We start from the raw sequence: 14,611 nt of genomic DNA, 5'->3' as shown, positions 1-14,611 counted from the left end.
AAACAGTCCGGATTTTTCCGGACTGTTTTTTCTTATTCAAGCACCGCCTTTTCTAACAGGTTAGAGGGGTGAATCTTTACTTTCCAAAATAGTGGCTTATTCATGAAAAAATACAATCTGCTCACATAAAGCAAGCAGACATAATCATGTATGCTGATCAGCGCTTAGGCATCACTACCGGACAAAAATCGGCATCGGTGTGAATCAATGGGCCGCCCACAGCGTCCACTGCAATCGGAACTGAAGCAAAAATACCCGGAATCAGCGTTTTACCACTTTCATCCTTAACACCGCCCAGTGTTTCCGCAATGGCAGAAGGTTTACCCGGAAGATTCAGTATAAGACTGCTACCACGTAATACCCCTACCTGACGCGATAAAATAGCAGTGGGTGTGAAGTGTAGGCTAATTTGCCGCATCAGCTCTCCAAAACCCGGGATCACACGATCAGCTACGGCCAGAGTAGCTTCCGGCGTAACATCGCGCAAATACGGGCCGGTACCGCCGGTAGTGAGTATTAGTGGGCAGATTTCCTTATCGGCTAGCTGAATTAATTTTGCTTCAATCAAAGGCTGCTCATCTGGTATCAGATGCTCTACTAGCTCCAATGGATTCAGTACAGCTCGTTGCAACCATTTTTTTAACTCTGGCAAACCTTGATCCACATACACACCTCGGGAAGCACGGTCACTTATCGAGACCAATCCAATTTTCAATAAAGGCAACGCATCCATAGTTAGATCCACAGCATCCAAAAGGCAAATATTGTAATATAGACCTTTTAGCATGTCAGTGAAGCAAGATGATTTCAGACGAATTAACTCATTTCAATAATCGTGGTGAAGCGCATATGGTCGATGTTGGTGGCAAACCTCATAGCAAACGCATGGCCATTGCCAGCGGTAAAATCACGGTGAATGAAACTGCATATAATAAAATATTGGCTGGCGACAGCAAAAAAGGCGATGTATTGGGTATTGCCCGAATTGCCGCTATACAGGGTGCCAAGCAGACCAGTAGCCTGATTCCGCTATGCCATCCCATAGCGTTGACTAAAGTTAACGTAGATTTCTCCCTTAACAACATCGAGCGCAGCATCACCATCTGTGTGCAAACCGAAAATACTGGTCAAACGGGCGTGGAAATGGAAGCTTTAACCGCTGCCAGCGTTGGTTTGTTAACCATTTACGACATGCTTAAGGCTGTCGACCGCAGTATGGAAATTAGTCATATTTGCCTACAACACAAAGAAGGCGGGCAGTCTGGACTCTGGCAGCGCCACTCTTAAAACGTGTTTCTATTTATTCTCGGGATTTTTTAGGCTAAAAATGCCAGCGCCAGTGTTGTAGTCTCAAAAAAACGACTTAATCTGTTTCATTTTGTCACAGAGAAAACCATGCGTTCACTAGTTGGTTAACGCAAAAACAACTCTGTATAGAGCTCGTAATCTAAAAAATAGGTACAGAATTCGCCAGTAAGAAAAGTTAACAATTTTCATTTTCTAAAGCTTTAGTCGTTTTTAACTTTAAATTAATTACCTTTATCATTTCACACTAAGGTGGATTAAGTCCGTATTTTAAGTGCAATTAGGAGTTTAATCGCCTGATAGCAGATTCAATTCAGAATTCAAGCGCAAAAATATGTCTATCATAATTCTTTTGATGATTTAAATAAAATTTAATATTTTATATTTTTACATGAAATAATGAAGTTTAAATTTATAATATTAAAATTAATGATGAAAATTGAAATATGCTATATAAATTAATTTAGCATAAAAAATTGATAATATTATTAATGATAAAAAGCGTTTTATTTACAAATTAAAATTAAGAAATAGTTTCAAGTTTTTTATTATAGAATTGAAGTTATATTTAAATGGCCGTAAACTTTGTCAGAAATGATTGGCAGAAAAATATACAAAAGAGCAGTTTTAGATTTATAAATTTTAATTAAAATGGAAAAAATCAATGTTTATTACCAAAATAGTATTAAAAGCAGTTATATTACTGGATTAGAAAATTAGTATTAAATTTAACATAGATTCACATGCAGAGACTTGTCAAGAGGCAATTGAATTCAGGAATATTGCCCTGCGATAGTGAAAATACAACTGAGGCAATAAATACCTTACCATTTTAACCTGTGGTTAGGCGCAAATTTACTTATGTCAGAGCATTTCCTTACACATGACAACATGGTATCATCAGCCCATACCCGATAAAGACACTAATATTGTGCTGCACTCGTGCTATTTATAGTATTAAATGCTATATCTGTAAGCTTAAATAGCAACTTTAGCTTATTTTTAATGTTAGCTTGAAATATATTTAATGTGTTGAGATGCAACTCCTAATATATTGGCATGCTAAATTATATAGCAAAAGTTATTTTTAGCAAGGTTTAATTTAAATTGGTATAGATAATTGTTGTATTTGATTAAGCTTTGAATTGTAAACGATTGTTTAGCAATATATTTTAAATTTAACTTTGCACGATTTTTATTTGAAGGTAATTCCAATATGGAAAATTTTAACGTCGGCTTTGCCTCAAGAATGCAAGAAGTAGTGGATATTCTTGGGAGCGTTTCAGAGTTATCCAGACGAGTAGAGGTGGCCTATCCAACTGCCTCAAAATGGGTGAAAGAAGGTGCCGAGCCTAGTACAACCAATCTGATTAAAATAGCGCGCGTTGCGCAAGTAAAGCTTGAATGGCTGGCAACCGGCAAAGGCAGCAAAATCGAACTGGATGGTTATAGCGAACAAGCTGATTTTTGCGCAAAACTGTCCAATCCGCTGGCTATGAATGCCACCATCAGTGAAGCTGGCTGTGAGTATATTCTACCAGTTAATGAAGTACATGCTCGTGATTTTGCTTTTATACCGGTTTGCTCCATTCAGAATGCAGATGATGTTGAAAGCAAAGAGAGCAAAATAGCATGTACTATTGCTTTTAACCGTAACTGGTTGGAAAACACCCTGAATATCGATCCACAGAAACTCAGCACGATGGTTGTTAAAGATGACAGCATGGCTGGTGTGCTTAATGATGGCGATCATGTATTAATTAATCATAGTAAAAAAGCCGGTGGTGATGGCTTGTATGTTTTGCGCATAGGCAAAAATATTTTGGTGAAACGCACCCAGCTCAAGCCAAACAACCAGTTATTAGTTACGTCAGCAAACAGTGCCTATGAGCCATTCAATATTGATTTAACAGATAGTGAACAGGATTTTGAAATTATCGGTAAAGTAGAATGGTTTGGCCGCAAAATCTAAACCATACCGTAATCTAAATCTGATATCTGCCTGCAATCAGGTACCAATAGTAAATATGGTGATACGATAAAAACCGTTGCAAATGTGCTAAGTTTGTTTTGTATTTCTTTTCACAAAGAAATTAGCTAGCTGTCGTTACTGTATACTGTACTGCCAGAGAAACAGAAAGCTACTGATAAAAAATATAGCGTAGTAGAGACGGCAAATAATATCGGTCATCTTTGTTTATGGATTTTTTCAGACTGGTAAAATGAAAAATAAATCCTGATTCGGCCTGTTCGTGTAAACAAATAATTCGAAGCATAGACAATTAGCCACACAGTCAGCACAAGTGCCTTGAGCACGTTCACATTGCTGATTGTGTGAGGCAAAATACTAAGTACAATTCCATTTAAATACCTACTGAACAACTGAAAATACGCTCAAATGTATTTGCAAAATGAGACAAAATTAACTGCTACTCCGAATTTTTATTACCACCTCAGCTTACTAAAACAAATGCTGCTAAATTTCAGAATAATTATCTAAATCGAAAGACGTTCTATTTTGCAGTACGCTACTTCATTGCCACTCAGCGCAACTGACTGTCTTTACTGCCACGTCGGTTATACAAACTGAACGTTTTTTGCATTTCCTTATCTCGTTCTGCCTGACATTCCACACAAAAACGCACACCTTTTAAAACCTGACGGCGAGCTAGCGGAATAGCTTCACCGCATTCTTCACAAAATTCTGCACTTTCTGCCGCCTGATCCATTTGCTGCCGAACATGATTGATAGCGTCTGCGATGGTACTTTCAATTTGCTGATTGACTGCATCATCTGAAGCCCAGCCACTTGCCATAATAAACTCCTATAAATTTCACAATATTAATATTGGAGTTATACATCTTTTTTTCAATATAATACTGATTAATATGAATATTTTGAAAGATAATGATAGATACCATTTTCTGGTTGAATAGTTAAAGATTGGCAGCCATTTTCAATTATATGAATGTTTGTTTACAAACAGATTTTTTAGGCAAAAGTAAATATCAACGGCAAATGGTTCTGTTATAAATTAACGTATTTAAATTACATATTCATTTAAATCAGATATATGATGTGCTCTAAACCTAAAAATGGAGGGTAATAGCGAAACCAGATGAGAAGTGTAAAAAATATGCATTCTATGCGCCAAACTTTCAGCATGATAATGTCTTTTCTGGTAAGAACGTTCTGGATTCAATGCTGATGGTGCTCAGGTCTGCCATGAATGGCAAGTGTAATGGTAACTGTTAATAATTGCTCATCATCATTGTTTGCTTGACTAATAGATAGATAATAATTTTATTTTTTATTTATTTAAGCTAACCGGAAGTGGGTGAGAAAATTTGGCAGAGATTGATTAATTGCTGTTAAAACTTAATTTATTCTAGCTAATTCATGATTATATTTACATCAAACCGCATTGCAATATGCGCGATGATTTTATAGACTGATTTTGATTTTCCCTGTTAAATCAATCTATTGTTAAAAAAGGATAATAATTATGGATGCCCGTCAGTTTAAAGAATGCGTAGAAGCATGTAACCGTTGTATTGCTCTGTGTCAGTATTGTTCCACCGCTTGCTTGCAAGAAGATGATGTCAAAATGATGGCGAAATGTATTCATTTAGATATGCAGTGTGCGGCTATGTGTTCTCTGGCGGTAAATTTTATGTGCATGAACAGTCCATTCGTCGTGCAGGTGTGTCAGTTATGTGCTGAGGTTTGCCGCGCCTGTGCGCAGGAATGTGGCCGTTTTAAAATGGATCATTGCCAGCGCTGCGCTGAAGCCTGCACAAATTGTGCCGACAAATGTATGGCTATGGCTGCCTAAATATATAAAAAATCCATTTCACCATTGTCGCCGACAATGGTTTTTTTTTTGATTATTAATAAAAAATCTGTTTGTGAGTCTAGGGTGAAATAAAGCGTTTTATTTGACTTAATAGAATGGCAGAAGATAAACAAACGGAGTTAGCCTGATTAAAGCTAACCCCGAGATTACATATTCATCAGCTAGATTATTTCAGTCCCAGCACATCTTGCATATCAAAAAGTCCCTGCTCATGCTGGCGCAGCCAGACGGCAGCTCGGACAGCTCCGTTGGCAAAAGTAGCACGGCTGGAAGCTTTGTGGCTAATTTCTACGCGTTCACCATCTGTAGCAAATAAGGCAGTGTGGTCGCCAACAATGTCGCCGGCACGGATGGTGGAAAAACCAATGGTCTGCGGGTCACGTGGACCGGTATGGCCTTCGCGGCCATAGATAGCACAAGTTTTTAGGTCTCGACCCAGTGCATCGGCTATGACCTCGCCCATACGCAGTGCTGTCCCGGACGGTGCATCTACTTTATGACGATGATGCGCTTCAATGATTTCGATATCATAGCCCTCGTTTAAAACTCGAGCGGCTGTATTTAATAAAGCAAAGGTAAGGTTGACGCCAACGCTGAAATTGGGCGCAAAGACAATGCCAATTGTTTGCGCTGCGTCACTGATGCGCTGTTTGCCGGCTTCGTCGAATCCGGTAGTGCCGATAACATCCTTTACGCCAAGCCGTTCGCAGATGGCGAGATTACTAAGCGTGGATTCGGGTTTGCTGAAATCTATCAGTACATCGGTATTGTCCAGCACTTTTTCAGGGTCGTGACAAATGCTGACACCCAGTTCCAGCCCAATGGCAAATCCGGCATCCAGCCCGATGGCTGGTGAGCCATTGTGTTCCAGTGCTCCACTTAATACGCAATCGTGACGCTGGCTGATACTCTGAATAAGGGCTCGACCCATACGGCCGTTGGCGCCGGCTACGGCAATTCTCAGGCGGGATGTAGACATACATTTACTCCGATGGGGTGAAGAGTGTTGTGGGCACTGGCTGTGGTTGTGCGGTCAGCGCGTCTCCTTCAGCATGAATCAAGTTGCCATTGGCATCAAAATAAAGGGTGAGTTTCTTTTCTTCTTCCACATGGCTGGCACGGGTAACTACAAACACGTAATCCCAGCGATTGGCATGAAAGGGGTCACGCAGCAACGGTGTGCCCAGCAGCATCTGTACCTGTTCGCGGCTCATGCCGGGTTGTAATGAATTCACTACGTTTTGGTCAAGCTCATTTCCTTGTACAATTTTCAGTTTGTAGGAAGGAATTTGTGCCAGTTTGGCTGTGGTGCAGGCACTTAGGCCCAGTATGGCCACGGCCAGCAGGCAGTAGATTTTTTTCATGCTGATACCTCGGAGCTGGGACGAAACAGTTAGCAATGGCGGTGGCAACATTGTATGACACCGAGTGGGCAATTGCCTTAAAAGTGCGTATTATAGCGAGTATTATCAGCTAGTGGTGAAATAAGCATCATGAATAACAATGTAGCTCAACTGAAAGATAACGGTTTAAAGGTGACAGGCCCCAGACTGAAGATTCTGGAGCTATTTGAATCGCAGCCCGAACAACACCTAAGTGCGGAAGATGTCTATCGTCGTCTGCTGGATGAGGGTGTGGAAATTGGTGTGGCTACTATCTATCGTGTTCTGACACAGTTTGAACAGGCCAATATCCTGCTGCGCCATCATTTTGAAACCGGCAAGGCAGTTTATGAACTAAATCGTGGCGGCCACCATGATCATTTGGTGTGTATTAAATGTGGCAAAGTTACTGAATTTTGTAGTGAAGAAATTGAAAAGCTACAAAAGAAAATTGCCGACGATAATGGCTATCGTATTGTTGACCATGCCTTATATATGTATGGGGTATGCAGTGAGTGTCAGCAATTTGACACTAAATATCTGTAAATAATTCTGGCAGGACTGTCTAGTATGAGTCAGACTGCTTATCGGCCGATTATTCCGCAACTGAGTAGCACCAATCTGGATTTTCCCGATTTAGAAACCGCTCAGCGCGAGCGTGATGGTCTGGTAGCGATTGGCGGCGGTTTACAGCCGGCAAGAATACTGGCTGCATACCGGCAAGGTATTTTTCCGTGGTATGGCTCGGATGAGCCTATCATGTGGTGGTCCTTCGCGCAGCGAATGGTACTGTTTCCGGATGAGCTGAAAATTAGCCGCTCACTGGCTAAAAATCTGCGCAATAAGTCTTATGCTGTAACCATGAATTATGCTTTCCGGCAGGTGCTGAGCAACTGTGCTCAGACACCGCGTCCCGGACAGAACGGTACATGGCTGGTACCCGAAATGCAATATGCTTATCGTGCGTTGTATGAGATGCAGCATGCATGTTCATTTGAGTGCTGGTATCAGCATGCCGACGGGCAGCCTTATCTAGCCGGTGGATTGTATGGTGTTTTGATTGGGCGTGTTTTTTATGGCGAATCCATGTTTGCCCATGCGTCGGATGCTTCCAAAATTGCCTTTGTGCATGCAGTGCACTATCTACAGCAGCAAGGTGTACCCTTGATTGATTGTCAGGTGTATACCAGCTATCTGGCCAGCTTTGGCGGACGCGAAATTCCGTTTGCCGATTTTTTGGCTTGTCTGCGTCAATATAATCCCCAATCTTTGCCACAGCCGCCTGAACCGCGTTTGCTGGCCGGCAATGGTGTTGTTCCGTTGCCCATTACCTGAACTGAATCATTGATGATAGGAATTGTTTTATGTCTTTACAACAAGTGATAGAAACTGCGTTTGATAATCGTGCTGAAATCACGCCGGCATCGGTATCAGCCGAAGTGAAAGAAGCAGTAAATGAAACCTTGCAGCAATTGGATAGTGGCCACCTGCGTGTGGCTGAGAAACAGGGGAATCAGTGGCAGGTAAATGAATGGGCTAAAAAGGCTGTGTTGCTGTCTTTCCGTATCAGTGACAATGTGGTTACCGATGATGGGGTGGGTCGCTATTTTGATAAAGTGCCAACCAAATTTGCTCAGTGGGGTGAGGCTGACTTTCAGCAGGCAGGTTTTCGTGCGGTACCGGGTGCGGTAGTGCGTGCCGGCAGCCATATCGGTAAAAATGTGGTACTGATGCCTTCATTTGTGAACATCGGTGCGTTTGTTGATGAAGGTACGATGGTAGACACTTGGGCTACGGTAGGCTCTTGTGCTCAGATTGGTAAGCATGTTCATTTGAGTGGTGGTGTTGGTATCGGTGGGGTGCTTGAGCCATTGCAAGCGGCACCTACTATTATTGAAGATAATTGCTTTATCGGTGCGCGTAGTGAGATTGTTGAAGGCGTGATTGTCGAAGAAGGCAGTGTCATTTCCATGGGTGTATTCATTGGACAATCTACTAAAATCTACGACCGTGAAAGCGGTGAAATTACCTATGGCCGTGTACCTGCTGGTTCGGTGGTGGTGTCCGGCAGTCTGCCGGCAAAAGATGGCAGCCATAGCCTGTATTGTGCTGTGATTGTAAAGAAAGTAGATGCAAAAACTCGTGCTAAAACCAGTGTGAATGAACTTTTACGCGGAATTTAATTTTTTCTTTTGCAATAACAAATCCTCTTACGCACCGTAAGAGGATTTGTTCTGGATGGTGGCAGCGAGCATACCATCAAAATTCAGTCGTAAAGAATCTGTGTATTTATTGCTGACGAAGAGACTGACTGATTTTACTAGCGATAAGGGTAGCAGTTGTTAATAAGGCACCGACCAGAATTTTGTTTCGCCAGCGTCTGGGTTTATTGGCCAATTTCAATGCCAGACTGCCAGCTGGAATTTTGTCTACTATATTCAGTGAGCGCTGCCACAAGTTTGATTTGCTAGTGGAGTGGCCGTTTTTCAATTGTTCTGCCATTAATTTCAACCGTGCACTCTGTGCCTGAAGATTCAGCAGTTCACGCTGCTGGGCAAGATTCAGTTTGTCGGATTTACTCATTTATTGTTCTCCGTCAATTCTGCTATGGCTGCCACCTTTCAGGTAGCTGATGTCTTCTGTAATAGCTGACAGGGTCTGCGTCATAAACTGACTTTGTTTGCGTATAAGTTTTACTATAACGATAGTCAGCAATAAGATTAACAATAAAAACAATATGGCCAGACCAAAAAACACCCAAACCTTAGTTTCCGGCTCCAATACAGCATTCAGACCAAATAACAGGCTGATAAAGCCGAGAAAAAACATTGCCCCAACCAATACTGCCAGTATCAGCAGTACAATGATGCTTTGCAGTTGGGCAATGGCATCCAGACGCAGCATGCGCAGACGAATCCACAGCAGTTCACTGCCATAAGCAAGCCAGATTTTTAGCTGACGCAAATCGCGGCCAATATTGCCAATACTCATGCAATGGTATCCGTTAAAAGGTGAATAATATTCAGGCAAGCGGTGAAATCACCGGATTGCCTGAATGGAGACTGTGCTGGTAATGATTAGCCGCGACAGCGTCCGAGCAAAATGCCGGCAATAAAGCCTGCAGCGGCAGCGATCCCCATTGCATAATAAGGCTGTTCACGAACCAGCTCATCTGTGCGTTCAGCTGTGGCGCGGGCTTTGTCGGCAATGGTGCTTTCCAGCTCACTTAATTTGGATTTGGTATTACCCAGTTTCTTGCGCAACTGGTCTTTCAGTGCTTTGGCCTGATCTGAACCGTTGTCGCCAGCTTTTTCATATAAATCTTCTACTTCATCCAGTACTGAACGTACTTCTCTCATTAGATCTTTTTTCTGTGCATCAAAATCAGCCATGGTCATTCTCCTTCCAGTGGGCATGAAAAAATATCAGAAAGTTTAAAATTTGCAGCCAATTTTTAAAGACCGATTACTGCATACAGAGTGCCTGCTTGGGGGCAATATCGGTTAAAATAAATTTGGCTGCTAACATCTGTTTCACAATGTCTACCTTAGCACAAGGATATGCATTTGCACAGATATTAATATATTAGCAATAAACTGCTGCATGGGAATGAAAGATGACTGAGCTGGGACTGAAAAAAATATATTCGGGTAAAGTACGCGATTTATATGAGATTGACGCGCAGCGTATGCTGATGGTGGCGACAGATCGCTTATCTGCTTTTGATGTAATTTTACCTGAACCTATAACAGGAAAAGGTGAAATTCTTACTCAGATTTCAAATTTTTGGTTTAATAAACTGAAGCATATCATGCCCAATCACTTTACCGGTGAGACGGTTTATGATGTATTGCCACACCAAGAAGCAGAAAAATTGGCCAAAAGGGCAGTGGTGGTAAAAAAACTAACACCATTGAAAATTGAAGCGATTGTCAGAGGCTATCTCTCTGGTAGCGGTTGGCGTGATTACCAGCGAACAGGTGCCGTATGTGGTATTAAACTACCTGCTGGTCTGCTTGAGGCTGAAGCGTTGCCGCAAGTGATTTTTACTCCGTCCAGCAAGGCGGCTGTTGGAGACCATGATGAGAACATCACTCTGGCAGAATGTATTTCACTACTGGGCGAAGAGCTCACTAAGCAGGTCAGCACTAAAGCGATTGAGCTGTATACTGAAGCTGCAGCTTATGCCAGAAGCAAAGGCATTATCATTGCAGATACTAAATTTGAGTTTGGTGTAGATGAAAATGGTACTTTAACTTTGATGGATGAAGTGCTCACACCAGATTCAAGCCGTTTCTGGTCGGTGGAAAATTATCAGGTAGGCACCAATCCGCCTTCTTTTGATAAACAGTTTATTCGTGATTGGCTGGTCGCATCTGGGTGGAACAAGCAGCCTCCTGCTCCGCACATACCGCCAGAGATTATCGCTAAAACATTGGCTAAATATCAGGAAGCACTGCATTTACTTGCTGGACAATAAACAAATTAAAGGGCAGCCAAAAGCTGCCCTTTTGCAATAATATCCAGTTTGGATGTATAGGTTAGTTTTTGTCACATTGGCTGAAACCTATTTTTCATTGCAGCTTATATGTCTACAAAGTTGGTAGAAAGCAGAAAGTGCTTCTCTTTGTTAACTAAATTCTCTTTTTGAGTGTAAAAAACCGTTCTGAGTTTCTTAATAGGAAATAATATTTTAACAGGATTGATATTAACAGTGTGCCAGTAATACTTTAGTATCGGTTTTCTCTTTTCAGAGTCCAGACAGATTGTCCGTCATTCTGTACTTAACTACCAATCATGCTAAGGGGAACTAATGAATATTTCTGCCACAGAAGAATTATTGTTACAACGGCATACTGTACGCAGTTTCAAAGATCAAACACTGACTGATGAACAATATACCCGTCTGATGGAGGCAGCACGCTTTGCGCCTACATCGGAATTTTTACAGCAATGCTCCATTATCCGGGTTACCGATAGCCATTTGCGTGAACAGATTCGTACTATTTGCCATCTGGATTATGTGGGCGCAAACGGGGACTTACTGGTTTTCGTAGTGGATATGTATCGTAATCATCGCATTCGAGCTCAGCTTGGCCTAGCTGACGATGGCTTAAGTAGTACTGATCTATTTATTCAGGGCATGGAAGATACGCTGATTGCGGCTCAGAACGTGGTTATTGCTGCTGAAAGTATGGGGCTGGGCAGCGTCTATTTGGGTAGCATTCAAAACGATATCCGTCCCATTATCCAGATGTTGAAGCTGCCGAAGCTGACTTTTCCTCTCGTTGGGCTGCAAGTTGGTGTGCCTGAGAAACGGACACAGGTCAAACCGCGGATGCCACTGCCACTGCGTTCTTTTGAAAATCAATATCAGGATGAATTCAATCTCCAGAATTTCGCAGAATATGATGCCATTGTCGAAACCTATTATGGCCAACGCGATAGTAACCAGCGCATTGATTCATTTACTAAGCAGATAGCCGATAAAATATCACGTAAACGCTTTAAACGTGATGATATTCTGGCTGTGATACATGAACAGGGTTTTTGCCAGTACTAAAACCGATAACAACATTAAAAAACCTGTTGCAATTTAGATGTAGCAGGTTTTTTCTATGGTTTTAATTTGGATTGAGAATAGCTGAAAGCGTTTGAAGAAGTTTATTATCTCTGATATTTAGCAAATGCAGGTGAAATCAACAGAAAATTCATTAGCATTTCTGTTTAAAATAATAAAGTGATAAAACCCTGATAAGCTAATGCACGCGTTTCTTGCTTGATTCACTACAGTAGCAACGGAAAAAACTTTAACCTTGAACCCAAGGTGATACGCTGAATATGCTAGCATAGGATTGATTAATTAGGGTTTTAACAAATCTTATTCAATGCTCAAGCAACGACATGAAATAAATACCATATTATAAAACACAAAATCCGCCATCCCTATATAATACCTGCTAGAACGGACTCACCATAACACTGCGCATTCCAGTCTGATTAATGAGGCTGTGATTATGGATTTATTCAGCTTTGCTGTCAGCTTAATGCTAGTTCAGCGTCTACAGAATGAAGCGGGTAGCATAATGTTCTATTCTATTTAATCTGTTTATGTTTCAGCAAACCATTACTGATCTTGTATCAATAAGCCTCCTATTTGTTATCTGATGATGGAAAACGCCATGCCACAACATCCTTATCGCCGTTTACGTCCCGCACGCCATGAATTACCGGAAGTGGGTATATCCGAATCAGGTAATATACGCTCTCTGCATTTAGGTACACCCACCATACAAAGTTCAATGAATGTGGATTATCCTGCTGAGCTCGTATTGTCTTATAGCCGTGCCATGATGGCGTGGCTATTGTTTGTAGATGAATTGCCACAGCATATTACTCAGATTGGTCTTGGTGGAGGGTCGTTTGCACGTTGGATAGATGCCTATCTGCCTGAAACCCGACAGACAGCAGTAGACATTAATCCACAAGTAATCAGCATTGCTCGCAGTATGTTTGAGCTGCCGTATGAAGGCGATCATTTTGAGATTATTGAGGATGATGGTGCGGAATACGTCAAAGTATTGCGCGGCAATACTGATATTATCCTAGTAGATGGCTTCGATGGTGAGCAGATTATCGATAGTTTGGTTGCCGAACCATTTTTCGCAGATTGTCGGCAGGCACTTAGTGAAAACGGTATATTTGTCACCAACTGGTGGCAGGGGGACAAGCGTTTTCATACTTTCGTGCGTCGCTTACGTGAAGTGTTCGAAAACCGAGTGCTAATGGTACCGGCAGAAACCCACGGCAATATTGCTGTACTTGCTTTTCAGCAGCCACCTTCCATGCGTGAGTGGAGCAAATTAAAAAAACGTGCTCAACAGCGGGCAGACCGTTTTAATCTTGCGTTACCCGCCATGCTGGCAGCGATTAAAGCACAACAGGAAAACCCCAGCCGGCCACTAACATTTAATGATGAATAACCCACACTGGCACACTTATACAAATAGCCAGCGTGAACAGGCAGATTAAAGGAAAAGATGTGAGTTTTTATGCCAAACATTTGTTTGTCTGCACCAACCGGCGCGACAATCCTTGTCGCCAAAGCTGTGGCGATGATAACGTTGGTGCCGATGCTGTAGATTATCTGAAAGGCCACGCCAAAGCCATGGGACTGATGGGTGTGGGCAAACTGCGCATCAGTAGTGCTGGATGTCTTGGCCGCTGTGATGAAGGGCCAGTCATGGTATTGTATCCACAAGGGCGGTGGTATACCTATGTGGATGAAACTGATTTGCAGGAAATTCTGGATGAAGAACTGGCCAACGACCGTGTTGTTACCCGTTTATTATTAGATAAACCCGAAAGTAGTGACTAAAACAGATGTTAAAGCAACAACCCAATATCTGGATTAATGGGCCGGTTGGCAGACTGGAAACCATTTATTTGCCGGCACAAGGTACAGCACGGGGTGTAGCGGTAATTAATCATCCCAATCCGTTGCAGGGCGGATTAAATACCAACAAAGTTGTGCAAACTGCTGCCAAAGCACTAACCACACTGGGTTTTCATTGTTATCTGCCCAATCTGCGCGGCGTAGGCAATAGCGATGGCGAGCACGATTATGGCCGTGGCGAAGTAGCAGACTGTTTAGCCGTAGTGGATTTTGCACGTACACAGCATCCCGAGGTGACTAAACTGGTATTATCAGGTTTCTCTTTTGGCGGCTATGTGGCCTTATTCAGTGCCTTAACTGCTCGCCCAGATGCCTTACTGCTGATGGGTCCTGCAATCGGGATGTATACAGTTGATGTACCAGATGCCTATAATTCGGCCACAACCTTGCTGATTCATGGTGAGAAAGACGAAGTGGTGCCGTTGCAGAATAGTATGAACTGGGCTGAAGCACAGAATTTACCGGTAGTGGTCATACCCGGTTCCGGCCACTTTTTCCACGGTAAACTGATTGTATTGCGCCAATGGATTGAGCGGTTGTTTCCAGCCGTTTTAGCTGAATAATTATTTCTAATTGCAATTAAAAGTGTAATGTATACTATTACATCCTAA

Annotated in this window: 18 protein-coding genes; 11 read left to right on the top strand and 7 right to left on the bottom strand. The window is 42.1% G+C overall.

The genetic code is table 11. The features are described 5' to 3' along the window. Window positions 1-157: 157 nt before the first annotated feature. A complete protein-coding gene (gene mog / locus J3U75_RS03625) occupies window positions 158-733 on the bottom strand; it encodes a molybdopterin adenylyltransferase (RefSeq protein ID WP_267390563.1) in 576 nt (191 codons plus the stop codon). A 68-nt stretch (window positions 734-801) separates the two neighbouring features. Here mog and moaC point away from each other — a divergent pair, with 68 nt between their 5' ends. Next, window positions 802-1,287 (top strand): cyclic pyranopterin monophosphate synthase MoaC, encoded by a 486-nt coding sequence (gene moaC, locus J3U75_RS03620; protein ID WP_267390562.1) that lies wholly within the window; start codon window positions 802-804, stop codon window positions 1,285-1,287. A 1,234-nt stretch (window positions 1,288-2,521) separates the two neighbouring features. Beyond that, window positions 2,522-3,277 carry an XRE family transcriptional regulator gene (locus J3U75_RS03615; RefSeq protein ID WP_267390561.1) on the top strand — a complete coding sequence of 252 codons (756 nt, stop codon included), beginning with the start codon at window positions 2,522-2,524 and terminating at the stop codon, window positions 3,275-3,277. A 571-nt stretch (window positions 3,278-3,848) separates the two neighbouring features. Here the strand turns inward: J3U75_RS03615 and J3U75_RS03610 are convergent. Then, a complete protein-coding gene (locus J3U75_RS03610) occupies window positions 3,849-4,121 on the bottom strand; it encodes a DksA/TraR family C4-type zinc finger protein (protein WP_267390560.1) in 273 nt (90 codons plus the stop codon). A 690-nt stretch (window positions 4,122-4,811) separates the two neighbouring features. Here J3U75_RS03610 and J3U75_RS03605 point away from each other — a divergent pair. Then, a complete protein-coding gene (locus J3U75_RS03605) occupies window positions 4,812-5,141 on the top strand; it encodes a four-helix bundle copper-binding protein (RefSeq protein WP_267390559.1) in 330 nt (109 codons plus the stop codon). A 187-nt stretch (window positions 5,142-5,328) separates the two neighbouring features. Here J3U75_RS03605 and dapB read toward each other — a convergent pair whose 3' ends face one another. Both dapB and J3U75_RS03595 read right to left on the bottom strand, forming a co-directional pair. After that, window positions 5,329-6,141 carry a 4-hydroxy-tetrahydrodipicolinate reductase gene (gene dapB / locus J3U75_RS03600; RefSeq protein ID WP_267390558.1) on the bottom strand — a complete coding sequence of 271 codons (813 nt, stop codon included), beginning with the start codon at window positions 6,139-6,141 and terminating at the stop codon, window positions 5,329-5,331. 4 nt (window positions 6,142-6,145) lie between these two features. Continuing rightward, window positions 6,146-6,526, bottom strand: coding sequence for an outer membrane protein assembly factor BamE (locus J3U75_RS03595; protein ID WP_100140530.1), 381 nt, complete (start codon window positions 6,524-6,526; stop codon window positions 6,146-6,148). A gap of 129 nt (window positions 6,527-6,655) precedes the next feature. Between J3U75_RS03595 and fur the strand changes: the two genes are divergently transcribed. The 3 genes from fur to dapD are packed head-to-tail and all read left to right on the top strand — an operon-like array spanning window position 6,656 to window position 8,727. After that, window positions 6,656-7,090 (top strand): ferric iron uptake transcriptional regulator, encoded by a 435-nt coding sequence (fur, locus tag J3U75_RS03590; RefSeq protein WP_100140327.1) that lies wholly within the window; start codon window positions 6,656-6,658, stop codon window positions 7,088-7,090. Window positions 7,091-7,114: 24 nt separating this feature from the next. Further along, window positions 7,115-7,879: a leucyl/phenylalanyl-tRNA--protein transferase gene (gene aat / locus J3U75_RS03585; protein ID WP_267390557.1), complete on the top strand. Its 765-nt coding sequence runs from the start codon at window positions 7,115-7,117 to the stop codon at window positions 7,877-7,879. Between the two features lie 29 nt (window positions 7,880-7,908). Beyond that, window positions 7,909-8,727, top strand: a complete 819-nt coding sequence (dapD, locus tag J3U75_RS03580; RefSeq protein ID WP_267390556.1) for a 2,3,4,5-tetrahydropyridine-2,6-dicarboxylate N-succinyltransferase — start codon at window positions 7,909-7,911, stop codon at window positions 8,725-8,727. A gap of 106 nt (window positions 8,728-8,833) precedes the next feature. Here dapD and J3U75_RS03575 read toward each other — a convergent pair whose 3' ends face one another. From J3U75_RS03575 to J3U75_RS03565, 3 genes are all read right to left on the bottom strand, one after another. Beyond that, a complete protein-coding gene (locus J3U75_RS03575; protein WP_100140324.1) occupies window positions 8,834-9,127 on the bottom strand; it encodes a hypothetical protein in 294 nt (97 codons plus the stop codon). Continuing rightward, on the bottom strand, window positions 9,128-9,535 hold the full coding sequence (locus J3U75_RS03570) for a phage holin family protein (protein WP_100151695.1): 408 nt from the start codon (window positions 9,533-9,535) through the stop codon (window positions 9,128-9,130). Between the two features lie 86 nt (window positions 9,536-9,621). After that, window positions 9,622-9,936 carry a DUF883 family protein gene (locus J3U75_RS03565; protein WP_100140529.1) on the bottom strand — a complete coding sequence of 105 codons (315 nt, stop codon included), beginning with the start codon at window positions 9,934-9,936 and terminating at the stop codon, window positions 9,622-9,624. Window positions 9,937-10,160: 224 nt separating this feature from the next. On the opposite strand from J3U75_RS03565, the gene J3U75_RS03560 reads away from it, so the two are divergent. From J3U75_RS03560 to J3U75_RS03540, 5 genes are all read left to right on the top strand, one after another. Then, on the top strand, window positions 10,161-11,024 hold the full coding sequence (locus J3U75_RS03560; RefSeq protein ID WP_100140322.1) for a phosphoribosylaminoimidazolesuccinocarboxamide synthase: 864 nt from the start codon (window positions 10,161-10,163) through the stop codon (window positions 11,022-11,024). A gap of 333 nt (window positions 11,025-11,357) precedes the next feature. Then, the gene (locus J3U75_RS03555; RefSeq protein ID WP_100140321.1) at window positions 11,358-12,107 is read left to right on the top strand and encodes an NADPH-dependent oxidoreductase; all 750 of its coding nucleotides are present in this window, start codon (window positions 11,358-11,360) and stop codon (window positions 12,105-12,107) included. A 619-nt stretch (window positions 12,108-12,726) separates the two neighbouring features. Further along, complete coding sequence (locus tag J3U75_RS03550; RefSeq protein WP_267390555.1) at window positions 12,727-13,527, top strand: polyamine aminopropyltransferase; 801 nt, start codon at window positions 12,727-12,729, stop codon at window positions 13,525-13,527. Window positions 13,528-13,586: 59 nt separating this feature from the next. After that, complete coding sequence (locus J3U75_RS03545) at window positions 13,587-13,922, top strand: (2Fe-2S) ferredoxin domain-containing protein (RefSeq protein ID WP_267390554.1); 336 nt, start codon at window positions 13,587-13,589, stop codon at window positions 13,920-13,922. Between the two features lie 5 nt (window positions 13,923-13,927). After that, on the top strand, window positions 13,928-14,563 hold the full coding sequence (locus J3U75_RS03540; protein ID WP_267390553.1) for an alpha/beta hydrolase: 636 nt from the start codon (window positions 13,928-13,930) through the stop codon (window positions 14,561-14,563). Window positions 14,564-14,611: the final 48 nt, after the last annotated feature.

It is taken from the genome of Snodgrassella sp. B3088 (assembly GCF_026535815.1).
GTDB lineage: Bacteria > Pseudomonadota > Gammaproteobacteria > Burkholderiales > Neisseriaceae > Snodgrassella > Snodgrassella alvi_E.
Note: the sequence above shows the minus strand (reverse complement) of the source record. Positions and strands in the feature narration are given on the sequence as shown.

Coding starts and splice junctions, on each gene's coding strand:
- mog (WP_267390563.1), bottom strand. CDS start 733: ATGGATGCGTTGCCTTTATTGAAAATTGGATTGGTCTCGATAAGTGAC.
- moaC (WP_267390562.1), top strand. CDS start 802: ATGATTTCAGACGAATTAACTCATTTCAATAATCGTGGTGAAGCGCAT.
- J3U75_RS03615 (WP_267390561.1), top strand. CDS start 2,522: ATGGAAAATTTTAACGTCGGCTTTGCCTCAAGAATGCAAGAAGTAGTG.
- J3U75_RS03610 (WP_267390560.1), bottom strand. CDS start 4,121: ATGGCAAGTGGCTGGGCTTCAGATGATGCAGTCAATCAGCAAATTGAA.
- J3U75_RS03605 (WP_267390559.1), top strand. CDS start 4,812: ATGGATGCCCGTCAGTTTAAAGAATGCGTAGAAGCATGTAACCGTTGT.
- dapB (WP_267390558.1), bottom strand. CDS start 6,141: ATGTCTACATCCCGCCTGAGAATTGCCGTAGCCGGCGCCAACGGCCGT.
- J3U75_RS03595 (WP_100140530.1), bottom strand. CDS start 6,526: ATGAAAAAAATCTACTGCCTGCTGGCCGTGGCCATACTGGGCCTAAGT.
- fur (WP_100140327.1), top strand. CDS start 6,656: ATGAATAACAATGTAGCTCAACTGAAAGATAACGGTTTAAAGGTGACA.
- aat (WP_267390557.1), top strand. CDS start 7,115: ATGAGTCAGACTGCTTATCGGCCGATTATTCCGCAACTGAGTAGCACC.
- dapD (WP_267390556.1), top strand. CDS start 7,909: ATGTCTTTACAACAAGTGATAGAAACTGCGTTTGATAATCGTGCTGAA.
- J3U75_RS03575 (WP_100140324.1), bottom strand. CDS start 9,127: ATGAGTAAATCCGACAAACTGAATCTTGCCCAGCAGCGTGAACTGCTG.
- J3U75_RS03570 (WP_100151695.1), bottom strand. CDS start 9,535: ATGAGTATTGGCAATATTGGCCGCGATTTGCGTCAGCTAAAAATCTGG.
- J3U75_RS03565 (WP_100140529.1), bottom strand. CDS start 9,936: ATGGCTGATTTTGATGCACAGAAAAAAGATCTAATGAGAGAAGTACGT.
- J3U75_RS03560 (WP_100140322.1), top strand. CDS start 10,161: ATGACTGAGCTGGGACTGAAAAAAATATATTCGGGTAAAGTACGCGAT.
- J3U75_RS03555 (WP_100140321.1), top strand. CDS start 11,358: ATGAATATTTCTGCCACAGAAGAATTATTGTTACAACGGCATACTGTA.
- J3U75_RS03550 (WP_267390555.1), top strand. CDS start 12,727: ATGCCACAACATCCTTATCGCCGTTTACGTCCCGCACGCCATGAATTA.
- J3U75_RS03540 (WP_267390553.1), top strand. CDS start 13,928: ATGTTAAAGCAACAACCCAATATCTGGATTAATGGGCCGGTTGGCAGA.